At 56.8% G+C, this 12,486-nt stretch carries 8 protein-coding genes; all 8 read right to left on the reverse strand.

The genetic code is table 11. The features are described 5' to 3' along the window. Window positions 1-45 precede the first annotated feature (45 nt). On the reverse strand, window positions 46-2,394 hold the full coding sequence (locus IXC47_RS12645) for a Tex family protein (protein WP_195875846.1): 2,349 nt from the start codon (window positions 2,392-2,394) through the stop codon (window positions 46-48). Window positions 2,395-2,570: 176 nt separating this feature from the next. Then, window positions 2,571-5,975: a DUF748 domain-containing protein gene (locus IXC47_RS12650; protein ID WP_195875847.1), complete on the reverse strand. Its 3,405-nt coding sequence runs from the start codon at window positions 5,973-5,975 to the stop codon at window positions 2,571-2,573. 214 nt (window positions 5,976-6,189) lie between these two features. Then, entirely contained in the window at window positions 6,190-6,564 is a 375-nt protein-coding gene (gene mnhG, locus IXC47_RS12655; protein ID WP_175624762.1) for a monovalent cation/H(+) antiporter subunit G, read from the reverse strand. Further along, window positions 6,561-6,839, reverse strand: a complete 279-nt coding sequence (locus IXC47_RS12660; protein ID WP_124574334.1) for a K+/H+ antiporter subunit F — start codon at window positions 6,837-6,839, stop codon at window positions 6,561-6,563. Before IXC47_RS12660 ends, mnhG begins: the two co-directional genes overlap by 4 nt. An 11-nt stretch (window positions 6,840-6,850) precedes the next feature. Then, window positions 6,851-7,342: a Na+/H+ antiporter subunit E gene (locus IXC47_RS12665; RefSeq protein WP_195875848.1), complete on the reverse strand. Its 492-nt coding sequence runs from the start codon at window positions 7,340-7,342 to the stop codon at window positions 6,851-6,853. Next, complete coding sequence (locus IXC47_RS12670) at window positions 7,339-8,967, reverse strand: monovalent cation/H+ antiporter subunit D (RefSeq protein ID WP_195875897.1); 1,629 nt, start codon at window positions 8,965-8,967, stop codon at window positions 7,339-7,341. Before IXC47_RS12670 ends, IXC47_RS12665 begins: the two co-directional genes overlap by 4 nt. Next, complete coding sequence (locus IXC47_RS12675) at window positions 8,967-9,308, reverse strand: Na+/H+ antiporter subunit C (protein ID WP_124574336.1); 342 nt, start codon at window positions 9,306-9,308, stop codon at window positions 8,967-8,969. Before IXC47_RS12675 ends, IXC47_RS12670 begins: the two co-directional genes overlap by 1 nt. Further along, on the reverse strand, window positions 9,308-12,238 hold the full coding sequence (locus IXC47_RS12680) for a monovalent cation/H+ antiporter subunit A (protein ID WP_195875849.1): 2,931 nt from the start codon (window positions 12,236-12,238) through the stop codon (window positions 9,308-9,310). The genes IXC47_RS12675 and IXC47_RS12680 overlap by 1 nt, the downstream gene beginning before the upstream one ends. Between the last annotated feature and the right edge of the window lie 248 nt (window positions 12,239-12,486).

A 12,486-nucleotide genomic window follows, 5' to 3' on the forward strand; every position in this document is an offset into this window, starting at 1 on the left:
ATGGGTTAATCCGACATTATAAGAAAATCCGGGAAAACTTGCTGCTTATCCCTTCAGTTTGGCGAACGCTGCCGCCATCGCGCCACCGGCTTCTGGTTGGCGGCTCTGCTGGTTCTGGTGCTGCGAGAGGCGACGGCTGTCATTACGGTCGCCGCGCTGCTCCGGTTTGCTGCCAGCGACTGGTGCCGAGTCTGATAAACGCATTGTCAAAGCGATACGTTTACGCTTTTCATCGACTTCCAGTACTTTCACTTTAACAACTTGTCCGGCCTTGACCACGGTGTGCGGGTCTTTGACGAAGGTGTTGGACAGGGCGGAAATATGCACCAGACCATCCTGATGTACACCGATGTCAACAAATGCGCCAAAGGCGGCGACGTTGGTGACCACGCCTTCGAGGATCATGTCCGGACGCAAGTCCTTGATTTCTTCGACGCCATCCTTGAAGGTCGCGGTGGTAAATTCCGGGCGCGGATCGCGGCCTGGTTTTTCCAGTTCTTTCAGGATGTCGGTAATGGTCGGGATACCGAACTTTTCATCTGCGTACTTGGCTGGGCTCAGCGACTTCAAGACTTTTTCATCGCCGATGATGCTTTTCACATCCTTTTTGATATCAGCCAGGATTTTTTCCACCAGCGGATAGGATTCAGGGTGGACTGCTGATGCATCCAGCGGATTCTCGCCGGACATCACGCGCAGGAAGCCTGCTGCCTGCTCAAAGGTCTTGTCGCCCAGGCGTGGTACCGCGCGCAGGTCGGCACGTGAAGTGAACATGCCTTTCATATCACGATAGCTGACTATGCTTTGCGCAACGCTGTTATTCAGGCCGGATACACGCGCCAGCAGTGGTGCAGACGCGGTGTTGACGTCGACGCCCACCGCATTCACGCAATCCTCGACTACAGCGTCCAGCGAGCGTGCCAATTGGGATTGGCCGACATCATGCTGGTATTGACCGACGCCGATGGATTTTGGATCGATCTTCACCAATTCAGCCAATGGGTCCTGTAAACGGCGTGCGATGGAGACCGCGCCACGGATGGAGACGTCCATATCCGGCAATTCGCGCGAAGCGAATTCGGATGCCGAGTACACCGATGCGCCTGCTTCCGACACAACGATCTTGGTCAGTTTCAGTTCCGGGCGCATTTTGATCAGGTCTTGCGCCAGCTTGTCGGTTTCGCGCGAAGCAGTACCGTTGCCGATGGAGATCAGTGCGACTTTGTGTTTCTCTGCCAGCTGCGCCAGCGTGTGCAGCGTGCCATCCCAGTCGTTACGCGGTTGATGCGGATAAACGGTGGCGGTATCGACTACCTTGCCGGTCGCGTCAACAACTGCAACCTTGACGCCGGTACGCAAGCCCGGGTCCAGTCCCATGGTGGCGCGTGGTCCGGCAGGTGCGGCCAGCAACAAGGCTTTCAGGTTCAGTGCAAAGACATTGATCGCTTCGACTTCCGCTTTTTCGCGCAGATTGGTCATCAGCTCTGTTTCCAGATGCATGAAAACCTTGACGCGCCAGGTCCAGCGCACGGTATCGAACAACCATTTGTCCGCCGGACGACCCTGGTTGCTGATGCCGAAGCGCGATGCGATACGACCTTCGCATGGGTTATGCGGTGCGTCCCATTTCGGTTTTTCTTCTTCGCTGTCGAGACGCAGGTTAACGTTCAGCATCTCTTCGCGGCGACCACGGAACATCGCCAGTGCGCGGTGCGACGGGATGGTGCCTATGGTTTCCGAGTAATCGAAGTAATCGGCGAATTTCGCGCCTGCGTCTTCCTTGCCTTCCACCACTTTGGATTCGACGATGCCGTGTTCGGTCAGATATTCACGCAATGCTTGCAGCAAGGTCGCGTCTTCCGCGAAGCGCTCCATCAGGATTTGACGGGCGCCATCGAGTGCGGCTTTGGTATCCGCCACACCCGGATTCTCCACGCCGTCTACGGTGAAGGCGGGCTTCAGGTATTTGGCTGCTTCTTCTTCCGGATTCAGCGCCGGGTTTTCCAGCAGCGCATCGGCCAGCGGCGTGAGTCCGGCTTCGACTGCGATTTGTGCTTTGGTACGACGCTTTTGTTTGTACGGCAGGTATAAGTCTTCGAGGCGGGTTTTGTCCTCTGCGTGCATGATCGCTTCGAGCAAGGCCGGCGTCATTTTCTTTTGCTCTTCGATCGAGGCGACGATGGCGGCGCGGCGGTCTTCGAGTTCGCGCAGATAGCGCAGGCGCTCTTCCAGCAGGCGCAATTGCGTATCGTCCAGGCCGCCGGTCACTTCCTTGCGGTAGCGGGCGATAAACGGGACGGTCGCGCCTTCATCCAGCAGGGCGACAGCAGCAGCGATTTGGTTGGGTTTGGCGACGAGTTCGACGGCGAGACGTTGTTCGATTGAAGGCAGCATGAATGATCAGAATGAAAAATAAGTGCAACGAGCGGTAGATGATACGCAATAAATGCGAATGCGCCAGTCTTGACAGCAGAGAAAAATATCCGCGTATAGCCGGATGTTTTCTCTCTTGCAACTGTTGCGGTGGAATGCCTGCGATGCCGATGCAGCATCGCAGGCGCGGTTGGGATTTACTTCAAGGAAAAATCAACGCGGCTGGCCTTGGCGCTGGCAGTTCCTTCTTTCGCCGCACCAGCACCGGATTTGGAGGCCAGGATGAAGAGGCGGTCTTCCGGGACTTTGCCGTTTTGCAGCAGCCAGTCCTTGACCACTTGCGCGCGACGATTCGCCAATGCAGTCAGGTCATCGTCGCTGACAGTGGTATTAGTCACCATCAGTTTTTCCATTTCTTCGACTGGCAAATCTTTTTGCAGACCGATCATATTGCGCGGTTTCGGGAATTTTTCCGCACTGTAGACGCGTTTCAGCAAGGCCGGATATTCCTGCGGTGTAATCGTCAGGCTATCGAGGTCGCCTGATTGTCCGCGCGACACCATATCTTTCAGTTTCAAGGCGCGCACTTTGCGATCTATCGATGCCTGTTTCAAGCCTTCACGATCAGTTTCAGGGTCGCTGCGGCCGGTGATTTCGAGTTTCAGTGCAGGGCGGTCGGTCAGCATCTTAGCCATGCTCTTGAGTTTGGTTTCACCCGTGTCATCGATATTTGAACGACCGGCTGCGAACTCCAGATTGGACAGCTCTTCGCCACCGCCAAACAACGAACCGATCAGCGCGAATGGTGCAGTCACCGCTTTGGTAATCAGGTTGACGATGACCTTGACGATGATGCCGCCTATCGAGAATTGCGGATCGTCGAGTGAGCCACCGATAGGCAGATTGATGTCGATCACGCCGTTGCGATCACGCAGCAAGGCCAGCGCAAAGTTAACCGGCAGGTCGCCTGCGGTTGAGTTCTCCACTTTGTTGCCGAGTGTCAGCTGTTCCAGGATCAGACGGTTTTGTGCGCTCAGGACGCGATCCTGGATTTTGTAGGCGACTTCAAAGGATAGCTTGCCCTTCTCGATGCCATAACCGATGTAGCGGCCTGAGTAAGGCGAGAGCGGTGCCAGTTCCATGCCGTGCACTTCGGCCTTCAGGTCCAGCGTCAAATCACCTTTCAGCGGGTTGACGCTACCGGCGATGGCGAGCGGTGCGCTGTTGACCTGGCCTTTCAGGTCGACATTTGCATTGCTATTCGGATCCGACGACAAGCCACTGACGGTGCCACCGAATTTCATCAGGTTGGCGGTGTAGTTCGGTTTGATGAAGTTATCTGTAAAGCGTATCTGTCCGCCTTGCAGCGTCAGCTTTTTAATCTTGATCGGCGGGATGTCGCTGGCCGCTTTGGTCGGTGGCGGCAATACGACCGTTTTGGACGAAGCTACCGGCGGATTCGGCGTCGCTGGTTTGGCTTCCTCGGTCACGCTTTTCTGTCCGACGGTCTCACTGCGTTTGACGTCTTGCAGATTGATACGGCCGGTCGGGTCGATGATGATACGCGCGAAGAAGTCACTCAGCGAGACCTGGTCTATGCTCAGTGCAAATGGTGCGAGACGTACATCCATGCCACCGAAGTAGAGTGATTTCCAGCGCAGGAAATCGTTGCTGCTGAGTTTGTCGATGGTGGCGAGGTTACCTACGGTCAGGTCACCCTTGAAGCCGCCTATCAGTGCATCGCCTTTACCCTGGTCGATTTGCAGCTTGCCCTTGCCGGATACGTCGGCGCGGGTCAGCAGGATGTTGACCTGGTCCGTGAAGTAAGGCTGCAGTTGCATGATGTCTACGCTCTTGAAGTCGAGCGCGAGATCAGTGTGCAAAGGTGTCATGCCTATGCTGCCGTTGACTGCCAGCTGTCCGTTTTTGTTGACGGCTGCTTTCAGGTCGAGCTGGCCGCGCGCATTCGCCTTGGTCGAAAGGTTTTGCAGCGACAGTGTCAAAGGATCGATGGTGGTGACCGCCGCTTTGGGCAGGCTGCGGTCTTCCAGGCGCGCCGACCAGTTGCTGATGGCGATCTTGCTGATATCTACCGTGTACGGAGCATCGTTGGCTTTGCTTGCGGTTTTGGCTGGTGTGTCGGTACTGTTGGCTTTCTTCGCAGGTGCAGCGTTGCTGCGTGGTTTGCCTTGCTGCAAATCGAAACCGGCCTGGTTGGATGACACTTCCTCAACTGTGACCGCTTTCTTGCCGGTATCGACTTCGACCTTGCTGACGGCCAGATTGAATTTTTCTATGCTGGCGTTTACCGGGCGTTCGCCTTGTGTGTCGCTATAGCGCAGCGCGGCGTTGTTGATGGCAAGTTCGCCTAATGCCAGGGTAAAGGCTGCGGGGGCTTTGCTTGCTGCTTTGGTCGGTGCGGCTGCGGTGGTCGAGTCTGCTGGCGGTGCACTGTCGGCTGTTTTTGCGACTGGCTCTGCAGGTGCAGGAACTGGTGCGGCAGGAGCGGCGGCAGGTTTATTCGCTGCTGCAGTTTTGGACGGTGTCGGTGGTGTCAGCAGATTGTCGAAGTTGAACTGGCCATTCGCATTACGCGTAATGTCCGCTTCCACGCCATTGATTTCCAGCTTGGCGATTTCAAAGCGTTCGCTCAGTACCTTGGCTTCATTCAGCGTGACGGCCAGTTCAGGCAGTTTCACTATCGATTTGTCGTTTTGATCGTTGAGCTGCAGTGCTTTCAGTTTGATGTTGCCACTGATCAGCAGGGCCGGGGCTTTTTCTTTTTCCTGGCGGAAATCGGCGGTCAGGTGCACATCGAGCTTGGCGCTTGGCAGTTTGAAGTGCGGCGTGCCGGGTACGTATTTCAGGTAATCGCTCAGGTCTACATCGTCCAGGTTAAGGTCGACCACGGCATTCACCGGATCGGCAAACGGATGTGCTTTACCTTTGATCAGCAGGGGGGAGCCGTTGACGTTGGCGCTCAGCAGAGGCTCGACAAAGACTTCGACCTGCGATGGCAGCGACGAGATGAACGGTACGCCCAGTTTCAGGTCGGTAATTTCATGTTTGGTTTGCGCGGTCTTGTCGTCGAGCTCGATATGTCCTTTGTCGATTTCGATATTGAAGGCCGAGAAGCGAGCTGGTTCCGGTGACGGTGGCTGGTTGTTGATCAGTTCGATGATGTCATCGATGTTGGTGCTGGCGGCATCCTTGCGTACCAGATGCACATACGGTGTGTTGAGCTGGACTTGTTCGATGACAGGTGCAAAGCGCAGCAATGATTTGTACGAAACATTGACCATCAGCTTTTCAAAGCTGGCGAAGGTGACATCGCCTTCCGGCTCCATCAGTTTCATGTCATGGATGGTCAGTCGCATCGCATACGGATTGACCTCGACCTTGCCGATAGTGGTCTGGCGGTGCAGCTTTTCCGTAATGATTTGTTCTGCCTGCGACTTGATGATGCCTGGCAACGCAAAGAAGCCGAACAGGCCAAGCAGGACGATGAATGCAAGCAAACCAATCAGGGTTCGTCGCACGGCGGGTTTGCCCGAGAATTTGCGAACGGATTGCGTCAGCTGCTCAGTGCGTAGGTTAGCCATGGGAGTTCAGCATAAGCCGGGAGTGAGGGTGAGTTAATTCTACCAGCGGCCGTAGAGCAATGTTGCTGATTTGAATACGTAATTATGTGAGTTTATGCAAACGTCGAGGTGCTGCCAAAACGGCGTTAAAACCGCGTTAACACTGGGTATTGACAACTGTAAAGCAGCAAAGGAGGCGGGTCGCCGGGTGCAGTGCGCACCCGGGCGGGAGGACTTACTCTTTTTCCGGGAAGGTGTAGACCGCTCCGGCATCGGCTCCGGCATTGCGCTTGCCCGCGCGCAGGTCGCGGTAGACGGCGGCGCGCATGATGAGCATGGCGACCACCGGTGCCGTCATCAGGATGAAGGCAGAGATGATGAGTTCATGGATCACCAGGCGCGATTGCAGCACGGTGAAGTACAGCATGGACGCCAGCAACAGGCAGCCAGCGCCCAGCGTCACCGTAATGGCTGGGCCATGTATGCGTTGGTAAAAGCTGGGCAGGCGCAGCAGGCCGAGTGCGCCGATCAGGATGACAGCGCCGCCTACGATCAGCAATATCGCCACCGGCAGTGCGGCCCAGGCTGGCAAGGTTTCAAATCCGCTCATTCTATGATCTCCCCGCGCATCAGGAATTTGGTCAGGGCGATGGTCGAGACAAAGCCCAGCAGGGCTATCATCATCGCCGCTTCAAAGTAAATCAGGTCGCCGAAGCGTATGCCCAGCATCAGGGCCAGCAACATCGCGCACATCCACAAAGTGTCCAGCGCAAGCACGCGGTCATGCGCGGTCGGGCCTATCAGCAAGCGTATCGTGCAGCACAGCATCGCCAGGATGATGCAGAGGAAGGCGAACTTGACCGACAGTTCCAGCAATAGCGTCATGTCATATTCTCCTATTCAAAAACTTCTATCAGCGGACGCTCATACTGCGTCTTGATGGTATCTATCCACCACTGTTCGTCGTGCAAGTCGAACACGTGCAGCGCGAGCTCATGGGTGTCCGGCAAGATCTCTACCCAGACGGTACCCGGCGTCGAATTGATCAGGCAGGACAGCAGCGCGAGGCCGTAAGGATTACGGATATCCAGCGGGATGCGTATGAATTGCGAATTCAGTTTGTTACGCGGTGTGAACAAAATCAGGCGGCTCACGTTGATACAGGAGCGCACGATTTCTATCAGCGCCATGGCGAGCAAACGGAACAGGGTCAGCGGCTTGGAGATGCGCGGGAAACCCAGCGGTTGTAAAGGCTGCGTCAGGACCGGAATGACGATCGCCAGGATCGCGCCCAGCAGCAGCGTCGATGCTTCCAGGCTTTCATTCAGCAGCAGCCAGAACAGGAACAAGATGCAGGACATCAGCGGTGAGGGTAGCCAGCGCTTCATGGGCGACCTCCGGAAACAGAAGCATTCGGCACCGCAGGCTCGGAAATAACCCGGTCTATATATTGCGATGGTTTATGCAAATCATTGCTGGTGCGTTCCAGGTAAGCGAATACCGGCCCGGCTTGTACCGTCAGGATCACGCACAGCAGGAGCAGTGCGCTGATAGGCAGGACTTCACTCAAGTGCAGGCGTGGCGAAGCAATCGCGCCGGAGGCCCAGAAAGTACGTACGCCAAAGCGCATCAGTGAAATAATTGCGGCAAGGCCGGACAGCACGATCAGCGTCATCAGGGCCCAGGTAGTCGAGCTGATGAGGATGTTGCTGGCGTCCGGATGCAGCAGTGCGTGGAATAGGCCGAATTTGGCGACAAAGCCGGACAGTGGCGGCAAACCGGCGATGATTAGCGCGCAACCAGCGAAGGCAAGACCGAGGAAAGCCAGTGCGCCCGGGATGCCGACACCGGCAGTTTCTTCCGGCTTCTCTTCAATCGCAAACGCTTCCATGGTCAGCGCCAGCATATTGGCACCGGGCGAACGTATGCGCTCCACCAGTTCGATCAACAGCACGAAGGCTGCCATCGCCATGGTCGAGCCGAGCAGGTAATACAAGCCTGCTGTTACCAGCGAAGCCTGGCCGTAACCGATCACGGCCAGCAGCGTGCCAGACGAAACAATCGCGCCGTAACCGGCCATGCGTCCCAGGCCTTCACTGGCCAGCATGCCCGCCGCACCAAAGACGATGGTCGCCATGCCGCCCCACAGCAGCGCGTCATAGCCATAACCTGCTACCGCACCGGCGTCCGGCGAGAAGATCAGCAACCACAAACGCAGGATGACGTAAGCACCGACTTTGGTCATCAGTACCAGCATCGCAGCGACTGGTGGCGAGGCTGCGGAGTAAGTCGTTGGCAGCCAGAAACCGAGTGGCCACATTGCGCTCTTCACGAGGAAGGCGATGGCGAGTACCGCGATACCTATCTTCAGGAACACCAGATCATTTGCATCGACCTGCGGTATGCGTGCGGCGAGATCGGCCATGTTCAGCGTGCCGGTGCTGGCGTAGATCAGCGCGACACCGATCAGGAACAACAACGAGGCTGCCAGGTTGATGGCGATGTATTGCATGCCAGCGCGTATGCGTGCCGTGTTGTAGCCGTGCAGTACCAGGCCGTAGGAAGCGGCCAGCATGACTTCGAAGAACACGAACAGATTGAACAGATCGTGTGTCAGGAATGCACCGTTAATCCCCATCAGCAGGAATTGGAACAGGGTGTGGAAATGCACGCCGATGCGGCTCCAGCGCATCATCGAATACAGCAAGGCAGCAGTTGCGAGGATTGCCGTCAGCAAGAGCATCATTGCCGCCAGGCGATCCGCGACCAGTGCGATGCCGAACGGTGCCGACCAGTTGGCGGCCAGGTAGACGCCTATGCCATCCATCCAGTCGCCGTTGTCGGTCAGCCGGATCAGTACGATGGCAAGTGCGAGTTGCAGCAAGACCGAAGTCAGGTTCACGAAGAACTTGAATTGATGTCGGCTTTCATTCACCAGTATCAGCAGCGCACCGCACAGCAGCGGCAACAGTACCGGCAGGACGATCAAATGTTGTATCCACTCCAGCTTCATCAATCGGTCTCCTCGCCGTCTACGTGATCGGTGCCGGTCAGGCCGCGCGAACCGATCATGACAACCAGGTACAGAGCCGTGGTAGCAAAGCCGATCACGATCGCGGTCAGCACCAGTGCCTGCGGCACCGGATCAGTGAACTGCGCCGGATCAGGAATGGCGTCACCCAGGGTCAGCGGTGGGCGATTCACCCACAGGCGACCCATGATGAAGATGAAGAGATTGACTGCATAAGACATCAGCATCAGGCCGGTCAACACCTGGAAACTACGCGGACGCAGGATGAGCCAGATGCCGGAGCCAAACAGAACACCGATGGCGAGAGAGATAACAATTTCCATCAGACGATCCCTCGCTTGTTGGTGGTAGCTGCTTCGGCAGCGCTACCTTGTTGCGGACGACGACTACGTATCGATTGGTGGGCCAGTGCAACCAGGATCAGCATGGTGGCACCGACCACGACGACGAATACGCCGAGGTCAAAGAAGAAGGCACTCGGGACATGAATTTCACCGAGTACAGGCAAATGCAGGTGTGCAGTGTGGCTCGTCAGGAACGGGTAGCCGAGCAGGAAGGCACCGAGGCCAGTGAAGCAGGCCGTGACCAGACCGAACGATAGCCAGCGCAGTGGGCGCAGGTGCAAATGGGTTTCGACCCAGGTGGTACCGGCCAGCATGTATTGCACGATGATGGCGACCGCGAAGATCAGGCCTGCGACAAAGCCGCCGCCGGGCAGGTTATGGCCGCGCATGAAGAAGTACACCACGATCATCGCCATGAACGGCAGCAGGAAGCGCAGGTAGACGCCAGGCACCATCAGGTAGCCGACTTCGACTTGTTCGGCCGGGGTTTGACGTGTGGCCAGGTCAATATTGCTGATTTGCTGTTCCGGTGGTGCCATGCTTTCCGGCGCTGGACGGAAACGACGCAACAGCGCGTAGACCGTCAGCGCCACAATGGCGAGCACGGTGATTTCACCCATGGTATCGAAGCCGCGGAAGTCCACCAGCAAGACGTTCACCACGTTCGAGCCACCACCTTCGGACAGCGCGCGCAGCAGGAAGAAGTCACCGATGCTGGACGGTTGCGGGTGCGTCAGGACCGCATAGCTGACCGCCGCGATGCTGACACCGCCGATGATGGCCAGGATCAAATCGCGGGAACGACGCAGCCAGACCGTACGCGGGATTTGCATATTCAATTCACGCGGTACCAGACGACGTGGCAGCCAGCGCAGACCGAGCAGGATCAGGACGGCGGTGACGGTTTCCACCATCATCTGTGTCAGTGCCAGATCCGGTGCCGACAACCACAGGAAGGTCATGCTGACGACTACGCCGGTGCCACCGACCAGGATCAATGCAGCCAGTCGGTGATACTTCGCCTGCCATGCACCCGCGAGCGCACAGACGCAACCGATAACCCACATCAGCGCAAACAGCGGATCAACATTCGCAAACGAAGCTGCATTCAGTACCGGCAATGGTCGCACCATCAGCAGCGGTACACCTATCATTGCCACCATCATCAGGAAGAGTTGTGGTTGCAAGCGACGTGTGCCCAGCCATTTCACCAGCAGTGCAGCGCCAGCCGAGATACGCAACATGGTCGATTCATACGCTTGTGCACCGCTCAGGCGGTGCAGGATAGGTACGTTTTCACGCGATGCGAGGTAGAAGTAGCGACGCAGGATGATGTAGAACACGATGCCGCCCGCGAGCGCGATGAAGCTCATCAGCAGCGGCAGGTTGAAGCCATGCCACATGCCGAGATCGTATTCAGGTGTTTGCACACCCAGTACGGAAACCACGGCGCTATTGAGGAACGGTTTGACGCTGAGGCCAGGAATGATGCCGACGATCAGGCACAGCAATACGAGGAATTCCACCGGGAAGCGCATCCAGCGTGGCGGTTCGTGCGGTGTCTTGGGCAAGTCCTTCGGTAATTGGCCGAAGAAGACGCTGATGAAACGCAGCGAATAAGCGACGCTGAAAATACCCATGGCCACCGCCGCATACGACATCCACCAGTTTTCGGTGCCGCCTACATGCAGGGTTTCGGCGAAGAACATTTCCTTGGACAGGAAACCGTTGAGCAAGGGGACGCCTGCCATCGAAGCACTGGCCACGATCGCCAGCGTTGCCGTGATCGGAATCGCATGGCGCAGGCCGCGCAGTACGCGCATGTCACGGGTGCCGGTTTCATGATCGATGATGCCCGCCGCCATAAAGAGCGAAGCTTTGAAAATCGCGTGATTCAGCGTGTGGAAAATGGCTGCGACCACGCCCAGTGGTGAGCCTATGCCCAGCAACACGGTGATCAGGCCCAGATGACTGATGGTGGAGTAAGCCAGCAAACCTTTCAGGTCATGCTGAAAAATCGCGATGAAGGAACCGATCAGCAAAGTACATACGCCAGCGCCGGCAATCAGCCAGGTCCATTCTTCGGTGCCGGACAGTGCAGGCCAGAAACGGATCAACAGGAATACACCGGCTTTCACCATGGTGGCCGAGTGCAGGTAGGACGAAACCGGGGTTGGTGCCGCCATAGCGTGCGGCAACCAGAAGTGGAACGGGAATTGTGCGCTCTTGGTTAGTGCGCCCAGCGCGACCAGTACCAGGGCGGCGACATACCAGTGATGGGCGCGGATTTTGTCGCCAGCTGCCAACACGGTATCCATATCGTAGCTGCCGACGATGTGGCCGAGGATCAGTACGCCGCACAGCAGGCACAGGCCACCGGCGGCGGTGACGGTAAATGCCATACGCGCGCCGCGACGGGCGTCGATACGATGATGCCAGTAACCGATGAGCAAGAACGAGGTGAGGCTGGTCAGCTCCCAGAATACGACCAGCTGGATCAGGTTGCCGGAGAGGACCACGCCCAGCATTGAGCCCATGAAGGCGAGCAGGAAGGCGAAGAAACGCGGGACCGGATCTTCCGGTGACATGTAATAACGCGCATACAGCACCACCAGCAAACCGACACCCAGCACCAGCATGACAAACAACCACGCCAGCCCATCCATCCTGAGTACAAAATCCACGCCTTGCATAGGCAGCCACGCTGCCTGGTAACGCACGATTTCACCGGAGCCGACTTCTTGATATAGGAATGCAGAGACCAACAGGCCATACAGGGCGACACCGCCAGCCAGCAAGGATTCGCGGTTGCGCGCATTTGCAGGCATGCAGGCGGCGATTACGCAGCCTATGAAGGGAACGATGACGAGGGAGAGTAACAGTAAGGATTCTGGAATAAGTCTATACATGCGCAGGAAAACAATCAGGAGAAATGGCGAGTCGGGTTACATCAGCGACCGTCGACCGGATGAGTTCAGGATGTGTATGTCATAGATGTGTATTCCTTTATATTTGATAAAAATCAGTGTCTCAGCCCGTCATTCTGTTGACGCAGGTTGATATGTCACCCTGGCGTGAGAATGAGCGGCAGGGGCATCAAGCGGAAATTGAAACTTTCATTTTCAGCCTGCACCTTGCCGCGAGATCTATATAGAAG

The sequence above is a fragment of the Herminiimonas contaminans genome, from assembly GCF_015645465.1.
Lineage (GTDB): Bacteria > Pseudomonadota > Gammaproteobacteria > Burkholderiales > Burkholderiaceae_D > Oxalicibacterium > Oxalicibacterium contaminans.